Below are 19,587 nucleotides of genomic sequence, written 5' to 3'. Positions count from 1 at the left end.
GCCCATCGAAGCTGACCAAACGTCCGGCGGGCGATTCGGCTCCCTTGGCATCGTCATCAGGCCGTCATCGAAGCCGCGCAAGGCCACCTCCCGCGCCGAGTCTCGGGCGTTTCGCTGCTGGGCCTTGCATTTGAAGCCAACTCGCTCCAAATGCGCGGGCGATTTGGCGCGACGGCAGCCCGGACGACATCCATGAACATGACACATCCCTTTCGAGACGCCGATGGGGACAAGCTGCGCGAAGAGTGCGGCGTTTTCGGCGTAATCGGCTCCAAGGACGCAGCGAACATCGCTGCGGCCGGGCTTCATTCCCTTCAGCATCGCGGCCAGGAGGCCGTGGGCATCACCAGCTTCAGCGGCGAGGAGTTCCACTCCCATCGCGGCCTCGGCCATGTGGCGCAGGTGTTCTCCCAGCGTGAGCTGGACACCCTGCCGGGTACCATGGCCTCGGGTCACGTCCGCTATGCGACGACCGGCGGATCGGGCCTGCGCAATGTGCAGCCGCTCTTCGCCGATCTGGCCGCGGGCGGTTTCGCGATTGCCCACAACGGCAACATTTCCAACGCAATGACGCTGAAGCGCGATCTCGTGTCGAAGGGGTCGATCTTCCAGTCGACTTCCGACACCGAGGTGATCATCCACCTCGTCGCCACCAGCCGTTATCCCACGCTGCTCGATCGCTTCGTCGATGCGCTGCGCATGGTGGAAGGCGCCTATTCGCTGATCTGCATGACCCCGGAAGGCATGATCGCCTGCCGCGATCCGCTGGGCATCCGCCCGCTGGTCATGGGCCGCATCGGCGATGCCACCGTCTTCGCCTCGGAAACCGTGGCCTTCGACGTGATCGGCGCCGAGTTCATCCGCTCGATCGAGCCGGGCGAACTGGTCCAGGTCGACCACAAGGGCACGATCTCCAGCCACCGCCCCTTCGGCAATCCGGCCCCGCGCCCCTGCATCTTCGAGCACGTCTACTTCAGCCGTCCCGACTCGGTGATGGACGGCCTTTCGGTCTACGGCGTGCGCAAGCAGATCGGCATGGAACTGGCCAAGGAAGCGCCGGCCCTCGCCGACGTGGTGATCCCGGTTCCGGACAGCGGCGTCCCTGCCGCCATCGGCTATGCCCAGCAGTCGGGCATTCCCTTCGAACTGGGCATCATCCGCTCGCACTATGTCGGCCGCACTTTCATCCAGCCGGGTGACGCGGCCCGCCATGCTGACGTGAAGCGCAAGCACAACGCCAACCGCGCCATCGTCGAAGGCAAGCGCATCATCCTGATCGACGATTCGATCGTGCGCGGCACCACCTCGATGAAGATCGTCGAGATGATGCGCGACGCGGGCGCCGCCGAAGTGCACATGCGCATTGCCAGCCCGCCGACCGAGCATTCGTGCTTCTACGGCGTCGACACCCCTGAGCGCTCGAAGCTGCTGGCCGCCAACATGGACATCGCCGCCATGGCGGACTTCATCAAGGCCGACAGCCTCGCCTTCGTCTCGATCGACGGTCTCTACCGCGCGGTCGGCGAGGAAAAGCGCAACAAGAAGCGCCCGCAGTTCTGCGATGCCTGCTTCTCGGGCGAATACCCCACCAAGCTGACCGACTTCACCGACCGTTTCGCCGGGGAGCGTAACGCGGCGTGAGCGATAATGCAGGCGGGAAGCCGTTCGAAGGTCAGGTCGCGCTCGTAACCGGCTCCAGCCGGGGCATCGGCGCGGCCACGGCCGTCGCCCTTGCGGAAGCCGGGGCGCATGTGCTGCTGACCGGGCGCGACACCAAGGCGCTCGAAGCGATCGAGGACCGGATCTACCAGTCGGGCGGCTCGGCGACGATCGCGCCGGTCGATCTGGTCGAGCCGGACGGCATCGCCCGCCTTGCCACCGCCGTCTCGCAGCGCTGGGGCAAGCTGGACATTCTCGTCGTCAACGCGGCAGTCCTGCCCGAACTGACGAGCGTGGCCGATATCGACCAGCGCGCCTTCAACAAGGCGCTCACCACCAACGTTCTCGCGACGCAGGCCTTGATCGCCAACTTCGACGGTCTCCTGCGCAAAAGCGACGATGCCCGCGTGATCGGCCTCAGCACCAGCGTCGCGGAAAAGCCCCGCGCGTTCTGGGGGGCCTATGCCGCCACCAAGGCCGCCAGCGACATGCTGCTCGACTGCTATGCCGAGGAAACCCGCAACACCGCGAAAGTGCGCGTCGCCGTGGTCAATCCCGGCGCCACCCGCACCGCCATGCGCGCTCGCGCCTATCCGGGCGAGGCCCCGGCCTCGGTCAAGCCGCCGGAAGTCGTGGCCGAGCGTCTGGTCGCCCTGCTGGGCGAGCCGTTCGAAACCCGCCACCGCGAAACCGTCGGCTCCTGATTTTAACCCTGTGGTAACCCATTCCTGATTTCCTGCCATGGTCGGGGCATCTGTCGCCCCTTTCATGACACGCTTCAGGAATGGGGGTCTCGGGACAATGATGACGAAAGCCCCGCGCGATATCTACGAACTCGCCGCGCAGGAAGACCGCAGCGCGGTTCGCCAGCGCATCTCGATTCCCGCCGGTTTCCGGGCCTCCGGAACCAAGGGATTCCAGACGGCGGTGCGCGATCTCTCACTTTCCGGCTTCTCGGCCACGGCGATCAGCCGCATCCATCCGGGCACTTACTGCTGGCTGACCCTGCCCGGCATGGAAGCCCTGCCCGCCCGCGTGGTCTGGTGGGAAGACGGCCTGGTCGGCTGCGCCTTCGAGCAATTGCTGAACCCGATCATCCTCGACAATGTGCTCGAGCAATGGCGCCGCGCAGTGCGCGACCGGAAGGCCTGAGCTTAGGCCTTCACCAGCGTGACCTGAGCAACGTCGATCCCGCCGCCCCTGAAGCCGCCCTCGCAGTACATCAGATAGAAGCGCCATAGGCGCACGAAGCGCTCGTCGAACCCAGCGGGCAGCCGCCCGTCCTTGACCGCCGCGTCGAAATTGCGCCGCCATGCGTGGAGCGTGCGCGCATAGTCCTGACCGAACCCGTGCCGGTCTTCCCACGAGAGGCCCCGCTCCTCGGCCAGACGGCGGAATTCCGGCTCGTGGATCAGCAGGCCGCCGGGGAAGATGAAGGTCTGGATGAAGTCCGCGCTGCGGGCATAGGCCTCGAATATCTCGCTCCGCATGGCGATGTACTGGATAGCCGCCCGGCCGCCGGACTTGAGATTGCGGGCCACGCAGTCGAGGAAATCGGGCCAGAACCGGCGCCCGACCGCTTCCACCATCTCCACCGAGGCAATTGCGTCGTAAGCGCCGCTGACATCGCGGTAGTCCTGCTTGAGGAAATCGACGCGTCCCCCTGCCCCTTCCACCCGCCCGTTCCAGCGGTGGCGGGCATAAGCGAGCTGTTCGTCGGAAAGGCTGATGGCATCGACCCGCGCGCCTTCGGTCTCGGCCAGGAACGCCGAGAGCGTGCCCCAGCCGCAGCCGATCTCCAGCACCCGCCCCGCTTCCGGCAGGGCGAGCCGGTGGGCGATGGCGCCTATCTTGTTGGACTGGGCCACGTCGAGTTCGGTCACGAACTGGCTGAGCGCATTGGGGCCGCCGTCTGGGCGCGGGAAGATGCCGCTGGAATAGAGCATCGTCTCGCCCAGCCACTGCTCGTAGAAATCGTTGCCGAGGTCGTAATGGGCGTGGATGTTCCGCAAGGAACCCGAGCGCGTATTGCGGTGCAGCCAGTGCAGGAACCGCGCGATGGCCCGCCACGGGCCTTGCGCGCGGCCGACATTGCCGAGGCTCACGGCGTTTTCCATGAACAGGGCGAAAATCGGCACCGGGTCCGGGCTATCCCACTCGCCCGCTTCCCAGGCCTGATACCAGCCGACCGAACCCGCCGTTGCCAGCCGCAGCAGCGCCCGCCAGCTGCGGATATGCACGGTGGCCGCGAAACCGGGCGCGCGTCCGCCGAGCAGCCGGGTTTCGCCATCGGGCAGAATGGTCTCGATGGAGCCGCGGTCCAGCCCCGCATCGATGCGATCGAGCACCCGCGACACCCCGCCGGACCAGAACTTCGCCAGCCACTGCGGGCCGACGCCGATGGAGCGGCCGCCTTCGACCAGCTCCTCTCCCCTGCCTGGCGCCTCTGCGTTCATGCCCCGAATATTATCCGTAAATCGTCCTCGGGCAATCGCTTAGGCGGACAGCTCATTTGACCTTGGTCTTAGCCCAGGCGGCCAATGCCCGCTCCCTTCCGGCGCGGTGTTCGACCAGTCGGGCGGGGTAGCCACGCGGCCGGTGCCCCGGCGAGGGATCGTGGATCTCGGCATCGCTCACATCGGCGAGTTCGGGCACCCATTCGCGAATATAGGTCGCCGCATCGAACTTCTCCGACTGAGTGAGCGGCGCCATGATCCGCACGAACATCTGCGCATCCACGCCCGAGCCTGCGCTCCACTGCCAGTTCACCGCATTGGAGCCGTAGTCGGCATCGACCAGCGTGTCCCAGAACCACTGCTCGCCCTCGCGCCAGTCGATCAGCAGGTGCTTGATCAGGAAACTGGCGGTGATCATCCGCACCCGGTTGTGCATCCAGCCGGTGTGCCAGAGCTGGCGCATCCCGGCATCGATGATCGGATAGCCGGTGCGCCCCTGCTGCCAGGCTTTCAGGTCCGACTCGGCCTGCTGCCCCGTGCGCCAGTGCAGATGCGCGAAGTCCTCCTTGGCGGAGCGCGAGCCATATGCCGGCAATTGCAGGATCACGTTCTGCGCATAGTCGCGCCAGCCCAGCTCGCCGAGGAAAGTCTCGACCGAGCCGCCCGCATCGGCCACCGCATGCCAGACCTGCGAAGGAGAAATCTCGCCGAAGTGCAGATGCGGCGAGAGGAACGAAGTGCCCTCGACCGACGGCAGGTTGCGCTGCGCCTCATAGGCCGAGGCTTTGTCGACGAAAGCGTGGAGGCGCTTCTTCGCGCCTTCCTCGCCCGGCTCCCACATATCGCGCATGCCGCCCGCCCAGTCGGGCTTGCTGGGGAGCAGGTTCCAGTCGGCCAGATCGTCGGACCTCGGCCATTCCGCAGGCGCCTCGATCCGGTGCGGACGCGGGTGCGCCGGGATCGGCGGGAGGCGCTCGTGCAGCGCCCGCCAGAACGGCGTGTAGATCTTGTAGGGCCGCCCGGAGCCGTTCAGCACCGATCCCGGCGGCGCCAAGTAGTTGCCGTGGTGAAGCTGCAGGTCGAGCAGTTTGCCGACCGCCTTCTCGGCATTGCGCCACCACGGCTCGTAGTGATGGAGGGCATGGACCGAGCGGGCGCCCACTTCCTCCGCCACTGCCTTCAGAACGTCCTCGCTGCGCCCCTTCCGCAGGATCAGGCGCGAGCCTTTCTCGCGCAGCGCCGCGTCGAGGCTTTGCAGAGAATGGTGCAACCACCAGCGCGAAGCCCCGCCCATGCGGCGATGTTTGGGGGTCTCGTCGTCGAGGACATAGACAGGAACGACAGGGCCTTGGCGGGCGGCCTCGGCGATGGCAGGCTGGTCCGACAGGCGCAAGTCGCGCCGCAGCCAGACGATGACAGGGGAATTCATGCTGCCGGAACGCTTTTCACTCATGCTCGTTCCCTAGTCCAATGCCAGCGTCTCCCGAAAGACCCGTCGCACCGCGCCATCGCATCGATCCGCGCAAGGCCCTGATCGCCGCGCTCGCCTGCTGGAGCGGCTTCGCGGCATTCGCCTGGGCCATGCCCGCAGGCAAGACCGCCCAATTCGACCGGCTGGGCCTGCTGTTCTGGCGCACCCACGACTTGCGCCCACTCGGCCCGACCTGGCTGCTCGAATGGGTCCGCGACCTCACCGCGATGGGCGGGTTCCTGCAGCTCAAGCTCTATACGATCTTCGCGGTGGTCGCGCTGTTCTGGCTGCGCTGCCGCCGCGAGGGCGTGCTGCTGGCACTGACCGTGCTGAGCGCCAGCCTCGTCAACGTCGCCTTCAAGGCCGTGTTCGGCCGCCCTCGCCCGGAGATCGTCCCGCACCTTACTGAGGCCGGAGGGGCCAGCTTCCCCAGCGGCCACAGCTTCAACGCCGCCTCGTCCTACATCGCCTTCGCGCTCGCCTTCGCCGCGCTAGCCCCGCGCGCCTCGGTGCGGTACACGCTGGTCGCGGCGGCCATGCTGCTGAGCCTCGCCATCGCCTGGAGCCGCGTCTGGCTGGGCGTCCACTGGCCGAGCGACGTCATGGCCGGATGGCTGGGCGGCGCCGGATGGGCCTTCCTCGCCAGCGCCCTGCTCTACCGCCCCGCCGCAACCGTGGTCCACGCCGCCGACGAGCTGACCGCTCCGGACAAGCTCAACTGACCGTCCAGGTCTGTCCCCGCGCGAGCAACTTGGCGATATCCGCGCTCTTGCCCGCGATCAGCCCTTCCCGCTCGGCAATGACGGCAGATTCGAAAGTCGGCGCCGGATCGTCGTAAATGACGCCGAGCGCCATCGGGAACGGGCCGAAGGGCATCTCCACCAGCATATGCGCCAGCGCGCGATTGCGAACATTGTGCAACAGCACCCCCGCCGCCTGCCAGTCTCCCTCCACGACATCCACCACCTTGAGCGACAGCGTCTCCAGATCGAGCGCGAGCCCCTTGGTGCCCTTGGCAAAAAGCAGCGGCTCACCGTCGCGGCACTGGACCTGCCGATCCGCCGCCACGGCCTTGTCGGTGAAATCGTCGAAGCGGTCCTTGTTGTAGACGATGCAATTCTGGAAAATCTCGATGAAGGCCGCGCCCTTGTGGAGATAGGCCGCTTTCAGCACCTCCGGTAAGTCCTTGGACACATCGTATCCCCGCGCCACGAAGCGCGCGCCGGAACCCAGCGCGAAGGCACAGGGACTGGCCGGGCGATCGACCGATCCGGCGGGAGAAGTCGGCGAAGGCGTGCCGGTACGGCTGGTCGGCGAGTACTGGCCCTTGGTCAGACCGTAGATCTCGTTGTTGAACAGCATGATCTGGCAATCGAGATTGCGCCGCAGCACATGCATCGTGTGGTTGCCGCCAATCGACATGCCGTCGCCGTCGCCCGTCACCAGCCAGACATCGAGCTGCGGATTGGCCAGCTTGATCCCCGTCGCCACCGCCGGAGCGCGGCCGTGGATCGAGTGGAAGCCATAGCTTTCGACATAGTAGGGAAACCGGCTCGAACAGCCGATGCCGGAGACGAAGACGGTGTTCTTCGGGTCTGCGCCGAGCATCGGCAGGGTGCGCTGCACCGCCTTCAGGATCGCATAGTCGCCGCAGCCGGGGCACCAGCGCACTTCCTGGTCGGTTTCCCAGTCCTTGAGCGTGGTCTCGATCGGGGTCATGTCGTTCATGATGCACACTCCCGTGTCAGGGCTGCTCGATTTCGGGCGCGGGAAACTGGGTCTCGTTGACCACGACCTCACCGCCTTCGTTGCCGGGAATCCGGTCGAAGAAGCGGCCGATGGCCTCCTCCAGTTCGGCGATGGCGAAAGGCTGGCCGCTGGTCTTGTTCAGCGGCACCGCATCGATCAGGAAGCGGTCGCGCAGCACCGTCTTGAACTGCCCGGTGTTCATTTCCGGCACGAGCACATGGTCGAAACCGGCGAGCACTTCGCCGAGATTTCCGGGCAGCGGCCAGACATGGCAGACATGGACATGGCTCACCGCCAGCCTCCGGCGCCGGGCGCGGCGCACGGCCTGATGGATTGGCCCGTAAGTCGAACCCCAGCCGACCACCACCAGCGTGCCCTGCGCCTCGCCAAGGCAGACTTCCTGCGGCGGAATAGTCCCGGCGATGCCGTCGATCCGGGCCTTGCGGGAGTCGGTCTGGAGCTGGTGGACGTCTGGGGCATAGTCGATATTGCCGCTGTCCACCGCCTTCTCGATCCCGCCGATCCGGTGCATCAGGCCGGGCGTGCCAGGCCTGATCCAGGGCCGTACCCCGCGCGCGTCACGCTTGTAGGGCAGGACGCGGTCGCCGCCGTTCTTCTCCTCCAGGAAGCGGACAGGAAACGGCGCGAAGGTCTCGGGATCGGGGACTTTCCACGGCTCGGAAGCATTGCCGATATAGCCGTCGGTCAGCAGGATCACGGGCGTCATGTACTGCGTGGCGATGCGGCAGGCCTCGATCGCACATTCGAAGGCATCGGCGGGCGAGCGCGCGGCGATCACCGGCAGCGGGGCATCGCCGTTGCGCCCGTAGACCGCCTGATAGAGGTCCGACTGCTCGGTCTTGGTCGGCAGGCCGGTCGAGGGACCGCCGCGCTGCGAATTGACGATCACCAGCGGCAGTTCGGTCATCACCGCCAGCCCCATCGCCTCGCCCTTGAGCGCGATGCCGGGGCCGGAGGAGGAGGTGACGCCGAGTTGCCCGGCATAGCTTGCCCCGATCGCCGAGCAGATCGCGGCGATCTCGTCCTCGGCCTGAAAGGTGGTGACGCCGAATTCCTTCATTTTCACCAGATGGTGCAGGATCGCGGAGGCCGGAGTGATCGGATAGCCGCCGAAGAACATCGACAGCCCCGCCAGCCGGCACCCCGCGACCAGCCCCAGCGAGATCGCCTCGGCCCCCGTGACCGTGCGGTACAGCCCCGGCTCGCTGGGGACCGGATCGATGTGCTGCTTGCGCAGGGGACCGGACAGTTCCGCCGTCTCGCCATAGGCATGCCCGGCATTGAGCGCGGCGATATTGGCCTCGGCCAGCACCGGGTTCTTCGCGAACTTGGCCTTCAGCCAGTCGACAAGCGGCTGCCGGTCGCGGTCGAACATCCAGAGCGCCAGCCCCAGCGTCCACATGTTCTTGCAGCGCAGCGCTTCCTTGTTGCCGAGGCTGAACGGCTTCACCGCTTCCAGGGTCAGCGCGGAAATATCGAAAGCCAGCACATCCCACTTGGCGAGGCTGCCGTCTTCCAGCGGGTTCTCGGCATATTTCGCCTTTTCGAGATTGCGCTTTCCGAACTCGCCGCTGTCGACGATGACCATGCCGCCCGGCTTCAGCGCCGGGATGTTGGTCTTGAGCGCCGCGGGGTTCATCGCCACCAGCACGTCCGGCGCATCGCCTGCCGTGGTGATCTCGCTGGACCCGAAGTTGATCTGGAAGGCCGAGACTCCGAACAACGTGCCCTGCGGCGCGCGAATCTCGGCGGGAAAGTCCGGGAACGTCGCCAGATCGTTCCCGGCGAGCGCGGTGGAAAGCGTGAACTGCCCCCCGGTAAGCTGCATGCCGTCACCCGAGTCGCCCGCGAACCGAACGACGACGGCTTCCACATATTCCGATGAGATTGTCGCCATCATCGTCCTCTCCAGGGAATGCCGGTCTTGCGCCGACGAAGCTTGTTTCCCTTCGCGCAGACTAGGCCCGCTCTCTGCCGCTGCAAAATGGAAAAACGCATTAGCCGACAAACCGCGCCCTGCTTCCAGCCGGACGCCTGCCTTCGGTTAGCAAACGGGGAACCATAAATGGCGCTGGCATTGCGTCCGGGCTTGGGTCATTCTACCGGCATGCGCTCCGGTCATCGTCTCAGATCGTCCGAACTCACGCTTCTCCCAACGAACATGGAATCCCGTTCACCGATGAAAGACTTCGCGTCCCTCCCCTACCGCCCCTGCGTCGGCGTCATGCTCGTCAATTCCGACGGCAAGGTCTTCGTCGGCAAGCGGATCGACACCAAGGAAGGCGACTGGTGGCAGATGCCCCAGGGCGGCGTCGACGACGGCGAAGACCTGAAAGCCGCAGCGCTGCGCGAACTCTGGGAAGAGACCGGCGCCACCGAGGCCCATGTCACGATCCTCTCGCACACGAAGGAGGAGCTGCTCTACGACCTGCCGGAAGAACTGATCGGCAAGCTCTGGAAGGGCAAGTATCGCGGCCAGCGCCAGACCTGGTATCTCGCCCGCTTCGAAGGCAAGGACGGCGATATCGACCTGGAAGCCCACACACCTGCGGAATTCTCCGACTGGAAGTGGGTCGATCCGGAACTGCTGCCGGAGCTGATCGTGCCGTTCAAGAAGCGCGTCTACCGCACCGTGTTGGAAGAATTCCGTGCGCTGATCTGATCCTTCGACAAGCGCAGGAATCGACAAGCTGAGGATGAGCGGGTCAGGGAAAAACACCCAACCCCGCTCAGGCTGAGCTTGTCGAAGCCCAGCCACAAACCTCGGTTCACAGGCCTCAGTTTTCGGAAACCACCGGCTTGGGCGCCGAAGCCTCGGCGGTCATGACGCGAGTCGCCGGAACCTTGGCGATGGCCGCAGCCAGTTCCTCGGTCTCGGCGCAATCTTTGCCGCAGAGCGTCTGGAGCCGCGCGAGATTGCGGCTGGCCTTGTCCGTCGCGCCCTTTTCCGCCAGCGCCATGCCTTCACCGGCCAGCGCCGCCACATTGCGCGGATCGCTGATCAGGGCCACGCGGTAGTAACGCAGCGCCTTGCCCTGAAGGCCTTGCTTGCGGGTGGCATCGGCCAGCGCCAGCAGCACCGAGACATTGCCCGGCTCGACCGTCAGCGCGGCCTCGAAAGCATCGATCGCCCCATTGACGTTGCCCGCGCCAATCGCCGCATGTCCTTCGGTCATCAGCGTCGCCGCGCGCGGATCGAGCGCGGCGGTCGGCGCGGAAAGGATCGCGCTGGAGGAAACGGCGACTACAAGGGAAAGAGCAATCGCGACAGGCGTGTAACGCATCAAAATGTCCTTGGCCGAGGGCTTCGTCCTCATCATGACGCGGACGCTATCACAGCCGTTCGAAGCGCGCGACGAAAAAGCCGTCGGTCCCGTCCTGCCACGGCGAGAGCCTGAGACCGGGACCGCGCGGGGTTCCGGCGGGCAATTGCGGCATGACCACCTGCCAGCCGGGGTTCCGCTTCAGGAAGCCTTCCGCCTGGCTCGCGCCTTCGTCGTCGAGCAGCGAGCAGGTGACGAAGACCAGCCGCCCGCCCGGCTTCACCAGACCGGCAGCGATATCGAGCAGGCGCGCCTGCACCGTCACATAGCGGGCGAGCTGCGCCTCGGTGAGACGCCAGCGCGCTTCGGGATTGCGGCGCCAGGTGCCCGTTCCCGAGCACGGCGCATCGACCAGCACGGCGTCGGCTGCACCGGCAAAGCGCTGGAGCGCCTGCACTTCCTTGTTCGGATCGAGCAGAACGGTCTCGATTCCCGTCGCCCCGGCCCGCTCGGCACGCGGCGCGAGTCGGGACAGCCGCGTGCGGTCCACGTCGCAGGCGACCAGCGTGCCGCTGTTCTCCATGGCGGCGGCCAGCGCCAGCGTCTTGCCCCCGGCTCCGGCGCAGAGATCGATCACCGTCTCACCGGGCTTGGCGACGACGGCCTCGCAGGTCAGCTGCGAGCCGGTGTCCTGCACCTCGATGGCGCCGTGGACATAGGCGTCGGACTGTTCGATGCTGGTTTCGGGCGGATAGCGCCAGCCATGCGCGGCCAGCGAGCGCTCGCCGCCTTCGGGGAGTTCGACACGCCCGCCGCGCAGCGTATTGACGCGAATGTCGAGCGGCGCGCGGTCGAGCAGTGCCATGGCATCGGCTTCGGCCACATCGCTTGCCGCAAAGCGCTCGACCAGCCAGCGCGGCGCAAGGCCCGCTTCGGCGACCGGCTCGCCCGGAACGATCGTGGCGGGCGCATGGCCATTACCGTCGAACAGCGCCGCGAGTTCCGGATCTTCCGCAGCGACGCGCAGCATGGCCGCGCGCCCCGTTTCCGGCACTTCGCCGCAGGCCCGGATCGCCCGATAAGTGAGTTCCCGGATCGCGCGCCGGTCCTTGCTGCCCGCGAAGCGGCGGGTGCGGAACCAGTCACCGATCAGCCGGTCGGCAGGTGCGCCACCCGCGCGCGCCGCCGCGATCACGAGGTCGAGAACCTCGATCGCTGCCTGAACGCGCGCACCCGGCGTCATTGCCCTGCCCTCGACGCTGCGGAAATCAGCGCGTCGGGTAGTTCGGCGCTTCGCGCGTGATGGTCACGTCGTGAACGTGGCTCTCGCGCAGACCGGCATTGGTGATGCGGACGAACTGGGCGTTCTTGCGCAGGTCCTCGATGGTGGCCGAGCCGGTATAGCCCATCGCCGCCTTCACGCCGCCGACCAGCTGGTGGATGACGTCCTTGGCCGGGCCCTTGTAGGCGACCTGGCCTTCGATGCCTTCGGGAACCAGCTTCATCTGGTCCTTGATGTCGCCCTGGAAGTAGCGGTCGGCCGAACCACGGCCCATCGCGCCCACCGAACCCATGCCGCGGTACGACTTGTAGGCACGGCCCTGGTAGAGGAAGGTTTCGCCCGGCGCTTCCTCGGTGCCCGCAAGCATCGAGCCGACCATGATGGTCGAGGCACCGGCGGCCAGCGCCTTGGCGGCGTCGCCCGAAGTGCGCAGACCGCCGTCGGCGATCACCGGCACGCCCGACTTGTCGGCCTCTTCGGCGGCATCCATGATCGCGGTCAGCTGCGGCACGCCGACACCGGCGACGATGCGCGTGGTGCAGATCGAGCCGGGTCCGATGCCCACCTTCACGCAGTCCGCACCGGCGTCGATCAGCGCGCGCGCCGCTTCGGCGGTGGCGATGTTGCCGGCGATGACCTGCGCCGAGTTCGACAGCTTCTTCACGCGCTCGACCGCGAGCGCCACGTCCTTGTTGTGGCCGTGGGCGGTGTCGATGACGACGACATCGCACTCGGCGGCCAGCAGCGCCTCGGTGCGGGCGAAGCCCTTGTCGCCCACGGTGGTCGCGGCGGCAACGCGGAGGCGACCGGCGGCGTCCTTGGTGGCGTCCGGATAAGTGACGGCCTTCTCGATGTCCTTGACGGTGATGAGGCCGACGCAGCGGAAGTCGTTGTCGACCACCAGCAGCTTCTCGATCCGGCGGGCGTGCAGCAGACGGCGCGCCTCGTCCTGATCGACGCCGACCTTGACGGTGGCGAGGTCCTCATGCGTCATCAGCTCGCGCACCGGCTGGGCCGGGTTGGCGGCGAAGCGCACGTCGCGGTTGGTAAGGATGCCGACCAGCTTGCCCGAATTCTCCACGACCGGAATGCCGCTGATCTTGTTCGCCAACATGATCGCCTGCGCTTCCCCAAGCGTGGCATCGGGCGAGATCGTGATCGGGTTGACGACCATGCCGCTCTCGAAGCGCTTCACGGCGCGGACCGCCGCGCACTGTTCCTCGATCGTGAGGTTGCGGTGAAGGACGCCGATGCCGCCGAGCTGGGCCATGACGATGGCCATGTCGGCCTCGGTCACGGTGTCCATCGCCGAGGAGATCACCGGAATATTGAGCGAGATGCCGCGTGTCAGGCGGCTGCGGGTATCGGCCTGGGTGGGGACGATGTCGGACTTGGCGGGACGAAGCAATACGTCGTCGAAAGTGAGTCCGAGCTGGATATCCATGAGCGCCACCATAACCTTTACCGGGGAGAATCGTGGCGGCCCATGTAATCAAAGGGGGGCGTCAGGGCTAGAGCCTTTTCGTACCGGGCCGAAACGGCGCCGGGCGGCGCCCTATTTCGTCTTCCTGCCCGTCGCCGGTGCCGAAGGCTGGACCGGATTGCTCGGCACCCGCCGCAAGTCGCCGAACCAGCGGCCCAGCGCAGTGAGCATCTTCACGTCGTCCACCGCCCCGCCCAGTTCCAGCGGATGGGCCATATGTGCCAGATCGTCGCTCGGGCGGTGATAATCGCCGTCGAAGAAGGCGCGCATGCGGTCGATATCGCCATAGGCGGTCGTCACCATGACCGCGGGAATATCGTGCTGGATCAGCGCCCAACCGTCCTGCCGCCGCAGATATTCGTTGGCATCGTCGTTCGCGCGCAGCTTGAAGCGCTCGGCCTTGGCGACTTTGGCGATCTCGCCGTCCAGCGCCGTCATGCCGCGCCCGACGATGGCGAAAGGCGTGCCCCTGGGGGCGATCGCGATGGAATCGATATTGAAGGCGGCGACGATCTGTTCCGGCGGCAGCGGCGGGTTTTCCGCGAAGGCATGGGCGCCCAGCAGCCCGAGTTCCTCGCCGGTCGTCGCCAGGAAATAGACGTCGCGGTCAAGCTGCGGACCGCGCGCCAGCCGCCGCGCCACTTCGGTCAGCGCCGCGACACCGCTGGCATTGTCGATCGCGCCGTTGCAGATCACGTCCTCGGCGGGCGCCTCGCCGCATTCTCCGAAGTGGTCCCAATGGGCCAGGAACAGCACCGCGCCCGATTCCGAACGGCGCCCCGGCAGCTTGCCGATCAGGTTGTGGGTGCGGATCGTCGTCTCGCGCGTGGTCGCTTCAAGCGAGGCGGTCACGTCGAGCACCAGCGGCACGAAATCGGGCTTGGCCGCCGCGGTTTCGAGACTGTCGAGCGTGCGCGAGGTGCCCTTGAGCAACGAGGCCATGGCCTCCCGCGTGATAAAGGCTTCGAGATCGCCGCCCAGGGTATCGTCCGAAAGCGCGTAGCCCGTCCGCTTGCGGCGCGCCGCAACCTGATCGAGACTTCGATCCCCGTCGAGCACCGTCAGTACCGCCGAAGCGCCCAGCGCCAGCAGGTCGTTCTGGCGCTCGCCATCCGGCGTGTCGCCGTCGAGCACCACCGCGACCCGGCCCGCCAGTTCGTTGCGGGTATAGTCCCGCCCCCGGCCCTTGCCGAGGAAAAGCATCGGCACATTGCGCACGAGGCTGCGCTTGCCCGACGTCAGCACCAGCACCCCATCGGGCGAGACCGTAGAACGCGCGCCCTTGCGCAGGAACCGCGCCGCCGAGGAATCGGGTTCGCGCGCGACGAGCGTGACCGGGGCGAACCATTCGTGGCCAGGGTCGTTGGTGCCGGAAACCAACCCGATGTCGAACCACTGCTTGCCCAGGTAGCGCAGGGTCTTCGCCTCGCCCGCCGTGCCCGGCTCACGCCCGTCGAAATCGTCGCTGGCCAGAACCTGGATATGCGCGCGCAGCCGTAAGGCCAGCTCCTGATCGGCGCGGGAGATCGCAGACAACAAGGGATTGCCGCTGACAAGCAGCGCGCCAAGCGTCACCGCGCCGACCGCGCGTGCCAGTCCTACCGTGAATCCCCTGTGCATCGTGCCTCAGCCTATACGACGGATTTCGCTGGGCTGTTACAATTTCTCGCTTAATTGCGAACGGGCGGTCGCATTTGTGACTGTGACGCCACGGAAGAGCCGGAACAACGCCGCGCCAAATTCGATTGAACAAGCCTCCGGGCTACGGCTAGTCTCCCGGTGCCAGCCTCCGGCAATCTTTCGAACAAGGATCAGACGCGATGCGGCTCGACGATTTCAATCCCGACAACATCCGCGTCAGCCAGGGCGGCGGGCGCAGTTTTCCCGGTGGCTCGGGCGGCAAGCTGGGCTGCGGGTCGCTGGTGATCGTGCTGATCGGCGCGCTCGTCTTCGGGGTCGATCCTGGACAGATGCTCGGCACGCTGGAGAACGTCCAGCAACAGCAGGCGCCTGCGCCTGCCCAGCCTCCCGGCCAGCCGCAGGATACTTCATCCACCTGCCGCCAGAACGCTTATGCGCTGGAGTCGTGCAACGCGCTGTCCTCGCTCAACACGACCTGGCAGCCGCTGTTCCAGAAAGCGAACATCGCCTTCGAGCAGCCGACCCTGCATTTCTACAACGGCTCCGACCAGTCCGGCTGCGGCGCCGCGCAAAGTGCGATGGGGCCCTTCTACTGCCCCGCCGACCAGGGCATCTACATCGACACCAGCTTCTACGACGAGATGGACCGCAAGCTCGGTGCCAGGGGCGATTTCGCACGCTATTACGTCGTCGCGCACGAGTACGGGCATCATATCCAGCACCTGCTCGGGCTGGACGGCCAGGTCCGCCGCGCCCAGCGACAGAACCCGCAACAGGCGAATGCGCTTCAGGTAAGCATGGAGCTTCAGGCGGACTGCTACGCCGGGGTCTGGGCGGCCCGCAACAAGGACCGCATCGAACCGGGCGACATGGAGGAAGGCCTGACCGCCGCCAGCGCCATCGGCGACGATACCCTGATGAAGAACGCCGGTCAGCGCGTCAGCCCGGAGAGCTTCACCCACGGCTCCAGCGCCCAGCGCATGGCATGGCTGCGACGCGGTCTCGAAACAGGGAACGAGGACGCCTGCGACACGTTCAACCAGCAGTAACTCGTTCAGAGGCGGCGCTTCCCTCCTTCCCCGTGGGTGCGACTGTGCCGCCCAAGGGGGCAATGGAGGAAACGATGCGCCACTTCTTGATTTTTGCGGCCATGGCCGGAACGCTGACTGCGACCACCGTCGAGGCGCGGCAGGACAAGCCGATCACCGATAACGAACCAGATGCCGTGGACGTGGCCAAAACGCCGGTGACGGACCTCAATCTCGACAAGACCGAAATTCCGCCGGTCCTGATCGCCGCCACCAAGAAGCCCTACGATCTCACGTCCCTGCGTTCATGCCGCCAGCTCGGCGCGGCGGTGAAAGAACTGGACGGCATCCTCGGCGACGATCTCGACCTGCCGCAGGAAGCGCGCGACCGGGTCAGCACCGGCAAAGTCGCGAAGTGGGTGGTCGGCTCGTTCATCCCGTTCCGGGGCCTGATCCGCGAGATTTCCGGCGCCAATGCACAGGAGCGCGCAGTTCTGGCAGCAATCCAAGCGGGCGTCGCCCGGCGCGGTTTCCTCAAGGGCGTCGGCGCCCAGCGCGGCTGCGCCTATCCCGCCTCACCTGCAACGCCTGCGATCATCCAGGCCAAGGCGCTTCAGCAGCACGAGGAGGATGCGAAAAACGCGAAAAAGAGCGACGCCAAGGCCGAACAGAAGTCATCGAAGGCCGAGCGCAGCACCGGATCGGACGGCGTCGCCTACACCTCGCAGCCCGTCGTTCAGAAGATTCCCTAAAGGCTGAAGGCCGGACTGCCCCAGCGGGCAAGTCCGGCCATCGTCAGTTCGTTTCGCCCTGCATTTCCGCCCGGGCGTCCGCCAATTCCTTGTCGAGTTCCGCAAGGATCTGGTTACGGATCATCGCATCCAGCCCGTGATTGGCCGCAACAGTCGCCTTGACCGAGGCAATCGCCCGAGCCGCTGCGTTCATCGCCTCGCGGGGGACACCGGTGCAGACGTAAGTGCTCGAAGCGGAACCTCGGTTGCCGCCTAAACGATCCGCCGGGCAAGTGCTGTCGATCGTGATCGTCTGCTGGATCTTCGACCCGCCCTCGCCGTCCTTGCGGACGATACGGATCGTCTGGATCTTGCCGTTCGAAGAAGTCGATTGTTCCACTTGCGGCATGTTGCGCCTGGCTTCAGCCATAGCGCGCGCGGCTGCGCGATCTGCAATCGCACGGGTCCGCGACAGATCGACGGGCGGCACGGGGGGAGCCGGGGGCGCAGGCGGCACGTCCACTTCGCTCACGCGCGCAGGCGGCGGTGGCGGTGTCGGTGCCCAAGGCGCTTCGGGAGCGACGACCGCATGGGCCGGTTCTGGTGCCTCGGGTGCTTCAGGTGCCTCCGGCGCATCCTGCCAGCCCGAAAGCGACGGCGCGGCCGGTGCCATCGGAGCGACGGGAGCGGCTGCCGCTTGCGGGGCTGCCGGTGCTTCCGGCACGTCCGGTTCCTCAATGGCCGCATAAGTGACCGTTGCCGTACAAGGCACCGCAACGACGGCGAAAGCGAACAGGCTGCGTGCCATCACCCGCCTTGCGGGCGAAACATCCAGCATCGCGAGCGCCTTGAGGCGCTGGATGATCGGCTTTTCCCCCGCCAAAGCGCCGGCGATCGGAGCGGCGAGCGTCAGGCGGCTTCCGGCGGCGAAAGAGGCGATCACGCGGCCGTAGCGGGCACGCGTCTCGCGGGTGCAGCCGGTCATGACACGCGCGTCGCAAGCGGCTTCCTGATCGGCGCGCAAAGCCCGCCAGGCGGCCCAGCCGATCGGGTTGAACCAGTGAAGCGCGAAAAGCGGTTGGAGAACGATCAGCGCCAGCAGATCATTGCCCGCATGATGCTCCAGTTCATGAGCGATCGCGAAGTCCGAGCTTTCCGAGTCGACTGTCGCGAGAAAGCCCTGCGGCAAGGCCACTACCCGGTCGCGCACGCCGAACGCCAGCGGCGAGGCAGCAGCCGATGTCTCGACGATACGGATATCGCCCGAATGGGCCACGAGCCGCGCATCGGCCATCAGTTCCGCACGCATCAGCCGGTAGTTGCGCAGGCGCTGGAAGAGAAAGATCGCCGCGCCGAGCAGCCAGACGGCGATCAGCACCGAGAACCAAGGAACTTGAGTGAGCAGGCCCGGTTCGACCGGAACCGCGGCCTGTGCCGGGACGGCGGAGGCAGGGGCCGCCGTGACCACGGTATCCACGACCGACGGCGACGCGGCGGAGGGCAGTACCGCTTGAGCGGTCGCGGTGATCGGCTCCACGGCGATCTGCGGCCGGGCGAACAGCCCCTTCGGCAGGGCCAGTGGCGGCAGCACCAGTCGCAGGACCGGCAAGGCCCAGAGCGCATAGGCGGCGCCCGGACCAAACCAGCGCGACACCGGGCGGCGAACCAGCAGCACCAGCGCCATCAGCACGCCGGTCATCACGAGCGTATCGGTAAGCCATTCGATCATGACTTCAGCTCCTTCAGGAGGGCTTCGATCTCGGCGATGTCATCTTCGGTCAGTGCGTCGGATTCCGCAAGATGCGCGAAGAGCGGCGCGGCCCGGCCGCCGAACAGGCGGTCGACGAGGCGGCGGCTTTCGCTGCCAACATAGGCCTCGCGGGCGACGCGGGGGGAGTAGAGGAAGCGTTTGCCGTCCGGCTCAGTGGCAAGCGCCTGCTTGGTCACAAGGCGCGATAGCAGGGTCTTGACGGTGGCAAGGCTCCAGCCGCGCGGTTCGCAGACCTGTTCGCAGACTTCGGCGGCGGTGAGCGGGCTGCGCTGCCAGAGCACCTCCATCACCGCATGTTCGGCATCCGAGATACGCTCGGGCTGGTCGCCGGATTGGACTTGAGTAGACTCGGGCACCTTGGCCTCCATCGTTTACATACGTAATCGACTACGTCTGTAAACATGAATGCCAAATGAATGGGTCACTGACTCAACTTACGCAGGGTATTGGCCAGCAGGATCAGGAATACGCCGCGCACCACCAGGCTGATCATGATGATGACGGCCAGGAAAGCCAGTCCCGTCGCCGGATTGGAGAACAACAGAATCAGGCCGAGCACGACATCGAGAACGCCGAGAAACAGGCGCCAACCCCGGTCATGGCGCGCCTTGAGCGCGAAGGCGATCTGGAAGCCGCCCGAGACGGTCAGCCAGGCCCCGATCGCCCAGACCAGCGAGAGCGCCCCGGCCACCGGATTGAGGATCGCGAAGATTCCCGCGACGAGCGCAAGCAGCCCCAGCAGCACTTCCACCCAGCGCGCCCGCTGCGACAGCGAAGTCAACCCTGCGGCGATGGCGGCAATGCCGTAGATCACCAGGACGACGCCGATCAGCAGCCCGGTCGCGACACCGGCCACCAGCGGATTGGCGATCACCACCAGCGCGATGAGCAGCAGAAGGATGCCGTAGGCCAGAACCCAGCCCCAGGCCTTGCCGGAAGCCTGGACCAGCGATTGCACCAGCGGGTCGTTCTCGATGCGGGGTTCGAGTAGCGGGTCCATATCCGTGGGATTCATGCGCCTGCCTCCTGCGC

General features: G+C 66.4%; 18 protein-coding genes. 7 read left to right on the top strand and 11 right to left on the bottom strand.

The features are described from left to right. Window positions 1-192: 192 nt before the first annotated feature. The 3 genes from purF (at window position 193) to ACZ1II_RS11655 (ending at window position 2,811) form a co-directional block, all read left to right on the top strand. Entirely contained in the window at window positions 193-1,641 is a 1,449-nt protein-coding gene (purF, locus tag ACZ1II_RS11665) for an amidophosphoribosyltransferase (protein ID WP_465146573.1), read from the top strand. Next, entirely contained in the window at window positions 1,638-2,363 is a 726-nt protein-coding gene (locus ACZ1II_RS11660) for an SDR family NAD(P)-dependent oxidoreductase (protein WP_465146572.1), read from the top strand. The genes purF and ACZ1II_RS11660 overlap by 4 nt, the downstream gene beginning before the upstream one ends. A 100-nt stretch (window positions 2,364-2,463) precedes the next feature. Next, on the top strand, window positions 2,464-2,811 hold the full coding sequence (locus ACZ1II_RS11655) for a PilZ domain-containing protein (RefSeq protein WP_465146571.1): 348 nt from the start codon (window positions 2,464-2,466) through the stop codon (window positions 2,809-2,811). Between the two features lie 2 nt (window positions 2,812-2,813). On the opposite strand, the gene ACZ1II_RS11650 is transcribed toward ACZ1II_RS11655, so the two are convergent. Both ACZ1II_RS11650 and ACZ1II_RS11645 read right to left on the bottom strand, forming a co-directional pair. Next, window positions 2,814-4,115 carry a class I SAM-dependent methyltransferase gene (locus ACZ1II_RS11650; RefSeq protein ID WP_465146570.1) on the bottom strand — a complete coding sequence of 434 codons (1,302 nt, stop codon included), beginning with the start codon at window positions 4,113-4,115 and terminating at the stop codon, window positions 2,814-2,816. Between the two features lie 52 nt (window positions 4,116-4,167). Continuing rightward, window positions 4,168-5,544 carry a cryptochrome/photolyase family protein gene (locus ACZ1II_RS11645; RefSeq protein WP_465147286.1) on the bottom strand — a complete coding sequence of 459 codons (1,377 nt, stop codon included), beginning with the start codon at window positions 5,542-5,544 and terminating at the stop codon, window positions 4,168-4,170. A gap of 41 nt (window positions 5,545-5,585) precedes the next feature. Here ACZ1II_RS11645 and ACZ1II_RS11640 point away from each other — a divergent pair, with 41 nt between their 5' ends. Further along, the gene (locus ACZ1II_RS11640; protein ID WP_465146569.1) at window positions 5,586-6,308 is read left to right on the top strand and encodes a phosphatase PAP2 family protein; all 723 of its coding nucleotides are present in this window, start codon (window positions 5,586-5,588) and stop codon (window positions 6,306-6,308) included. On the opposite strand, the gene ACZ1II_RS11635 is transcribed toward ACZ1II_RS11640, so the two are convergent. Next, window positions 6,301-7,314: a 2-oxoacid:ferredoxin oxidoreductase subunit beta gene (locus tag ACZ1II_RS11635; RefSeq protein WP_465146568.1), complete on the bottom strand. Its 1,014-nt coding sequence runs from the start codon at window positions 7,312-7,314 to the stop codon at window positions 6,301-6,303. The two genes, ACZ1II_RS11640 and ACZ1II_RS11635, sit on opposite strands and share 8 nt — an antisense overlap. Window positions 7,315-7,330: 16 nt before the next feature. Continuing rightward, the gene (locus ACZ1II_RS11630; protein WP_465146567.1) at window positions 7,331-9,253 is read right to left on the bottom strand and encodes a 2-oxoacid:acceptor oxidoreductase subunit alpha; all 1,923 of its coding nucleotides are present in this window, start codon (window positions 9,251-9,253) and stop codon (window positions 7,331-7,333) included. Window positions 9,254-9,535: 282 nt separating this feature from the next. Here ACZ1II_RS11630 and ACZ1II_RS11625 point away from each other — a divergent pair, with 282 nt between their 5' ends. Then, on the top strand, window positions 9,536-10,018 hold the full coding sequence (locus tag ACZ1II_RS11625) for an RNA pyrophosphohydrolase (RefSeq protein WP_465146566.1): 483 nt from the start codon (window positions 9,536-9,538) through the stop codon (window positions 10,016-10,018). A 115-nt stretch (window positions 10,019-10,133) separates the two neighbouring features. Here ACZ1II_RS11625 and ACZ1II_RS11620 read toward each other — a convergent pair whose 3' ends face one another. The 4 genes from ACZ1II_RS11620 to ACZ1II_RS11605 form a co-directional block, all read right to left on the bottom strand. Next, window positions 10,134-10,640: a tetratricopeptide repeat protein gene (locus ACZ1II_RS11620; protein WP_465146565.1), complete on the bottom strand. Its 507-nt coding sequence runs from the start codon at window positions 10,638-10,640 to the stop codon at window positions 10,134-10,136. Between the two features lie 49 nt (window positions 10,641-10,689). Continuing rightward, window positions 10,690-11,862: an RsmB/NOP family class I SAM-dependent RNA methyltransferase gene (locus ACZ1II_RS11615; protein ID WP_465146564.1), complete on the bottom strand. Its 1,173-nt coding sequence runs from the start codon at window positions 11,860-11,862 to the stop codon at window positions 10,690-10,692. Between the two features lie 25 nt (window positions 11,863-11,887). Continuing rightward, entirely contained in the window at window positions 11,888-13,345 is a 1,458-nt protein-coding gene (gene guaB, locus ACZ1II_RS11610) for an IMP dehydrogenase (protein ID WP_465146563.1), read from the bottom strand. Window positions 13,346-13,456: 111 nt separating this feature from the next. Then, the gene (locus tag ACZ1II_RS11605; RefSeq protein ID WP_465146562.1) at window positions 13,457-15,004 is read right to left on the bottom strand and encodes a M28 family peptidase; all 1,548 of its coding nucleotides are present in this window, start codon (window positions 15,002-15,004) and stop codon (window positions 13,457-13,459) included. A 200-nt stretch (window positions 15,005-15,204) separates the two neighbouring features. On the opposite strand from ACZ1II_RS11605, the gene ypfJ reads away from it, so the two are divergent. After that, window positions 15,205-16,074, top strand: a complete 870-nt coding sequence (ypfJ, locus tag ACZ1II_RS11600; protein ID WP_465146561.1) for a KPN_02809 family neutral zinc metallopeptidase — start codon at window positions 15,205-15,207, stop codon at window positions 16,072-16,074. Between the two features lie 74 nt (window positions 16,075-16,148). After that, complete coding sequence (locus ACZ1II_RS11595) at window positions 16,149-16,805, top strand: hypothetical protein (RefSeq protein ID WP_465146560.1); 657 nt, start codon at window positions 16,149-16,151, stop codon at window positions 16,803-16,805. A gap of 43 nt (window positions 16,806-16,848) precedes the next feature. Here the strand turns inward: ACZ1II_RS11595 and ACZ1II_RS11590 are convergent, their stop codons facing one another. The 3 genes from ACZ1II_RS11590 to ACZ1II_RS11580 are packed head-to-tail and all read right to left on the bottom strand — an operon-like array spanning window position 16,849 to window position 19,570. Continuing rightward, on the bottom strand, window positions 16,849-18,513 hold the full coding sequence (locus ACZ1II_RS11590; protein ID WP_465146559.1) for a M56 family metallopeptidase: 1,665 nt from the start codon (window positions 18,511-18,513) through the stop codon (window positions 16,849-16,851). Continuing rightward, window positions 18,510-18,923, bottom strand: coding sequence for a BlaI/MecI/CopY family transcriptional regulator (locus tag ACZ1II_RS11585; protein ID WP_465146558.1), 414 nt, complete (start codon window positions 18,921-18,923; stop codon window positions 18,510-18,512). The genes ACZ1II_RS11590 and ACZ1II_RS11585 overlap by 4 nt, the downstream gene beginning before the upstream one ends. A 53-nt stretch (window positions 18,924-18,976) precedes the next feature. Continuing rightward, the gene (locus tag ACZ1II_RS11580; protein WP_465146557.1) at window positions 18,977-19,570 is read right to left on the bottom strand and encodes an HdeD family acid-resistance protein; all 594 of its coding nucleotides are present in this window, start codon (window positions 19,568-19,570) and stop codon (window positions 18,977-18,979) included. Window positions 19,571-19,587 lie beyond the last annotated feature (17 nt).

The sequence above is a fragment of the Novosphingobium sp. BL-S-20 genome (assembly GCF_055521635.1).
Note: the sequence above shows the minus strand (reverse complement) of the source record. Positions and strands in the feature narration are given on the sequence as shown.

What these genes read in the sequence shown, in the direction of transcription:
- ypfJ (WP_465146561.1), top strand. Translation starts at nt 15,205, where the DNA reads ATGCGGCTCGACGATTTCAATCCCGACAACATCCGCGTCAGCCAGGGC.
- ACZ1II_RS11595 (WP_465146560.1), top strand. Translation starts at nt 16,149, where the DNA reads ATGCGCCACTTCTTGATTTTTGCGGCCATGGCCGGAACGCTGACTGCG.
- ACZ1II_RS11630 (WP_465146567.1), bottom strand. Translation starts at nt 9,253, where the DNA reads ATGGCGACAATCTCATCGGAATATGTGGAAGCCGTCGTCGTTCGGTTC.
- ACZ1II_RS11635 (WP_465146568.1), bottom strand. Translation starts at nt 7,314, where the DNA reads ATGAACGACATGACCCCGATCGAGACCACGCTCAAGGACTGGGAAACC.
- ACZ1II_RS11645 (WP_465147286.1), bottom strand. Translation starts at nt 5,544, where the DNA reads ATGAATTCCCCTGTCATCGTCTGGCTGCGGCGCGACTTGCGCCTGTCG.
- guaB (WP_465146563.1), bottom strand. Translation starts at nt 13,345, where the DNA reads ATGGATATCCAGCTCGGACTCACTTTCGACGACGTATTGCTTCGTCCC.
- ACZ1II_RS11585 (WP_465146558.1), bottom strand. Translation starts at nt 18,923, where the DNA reads ATGGAGGCCAAGGTGCCCGAGTCTACTCAAGTCCAATCCGGCGACCAG.
- ACZ1II_RS11650 (WP_465146570.1), bottom strand. Translation starts at nt 4,115, where the DNA reads ATGAACGCAGAGGCGCCAGGCAGGGGAGAGGAGCTGGTCGAAGGCGGC.
- purF (WP_465146573.1), top strand. Translation starts at nt 193, where the DNA reads ATGAACATGACACATCCCTTTCGAGACGCCGATGGGGACAAGCTGCGC.
- ACZ1II_RS11625 (WP_465146566.1), top strand. Translation starts at nt 9,536, where the DNA reads ATGAAAGACTTCGCGTCCCTCCCCTACCGCCCCTGCGTCGGCGTCATG.
- ACZ1II_RS11640 (WP_465146569.1), top strand. Translation starts at nt 5,586, where the DNA reads ATGCCAGCGTCTCCCGAAAGACCCGTCGCACCGCGCCATCGCATCGAT.
- ACZ1II_RS11620 (WP_465146565.1), bottom strand. Translation starts at nt 10,640, where the DNA reads ATGCGTTACACGCCTGTCGCGATTGCTCTTTCCCTTGTAGTCGCCGTT.
- ACZ1II_RS11580 (WP_465146557.1), bottom strand. Translation starts at nt 19,570, where the DNA reads ATGAATCCCACGGATATGGACCCGCTACTCGAACCCCGCATCGAGAAC.
- ACZ1II_RS11590 (WP_465146559.1), bottom strand. Translation starts at nt 18,513, where the DNA reads ATGATCGAATGGCTTACCGATACGCTCGTGATGACCGGCGTGCTGATG.
- ACZ1II_RS11655 (WP_465146571.1), top strand. Translation starts at nt 2,464, where the DNA reads ATGACGAAAGCCCCGCGCGATATCTACGAACTCGCCGCGCAGGAAGAC.
- ACZ1II_RS11615 (WP_465146564.1), bottom strand. Translation starts at nt 11,862, where the DNA reads ATGACGCCGGGTGCGCGCGTTCAGGCAGCGATCGAGGTTCTCGACCTC.
- ACZ1II_RS11605 (WP_465146562.1), bottom strand. Translation starts at nt 15,004, where the DNA reads ATGCACAGGGGATTCACGGTAGGACTGGCACGCGCGGTCGGCGCGGTG.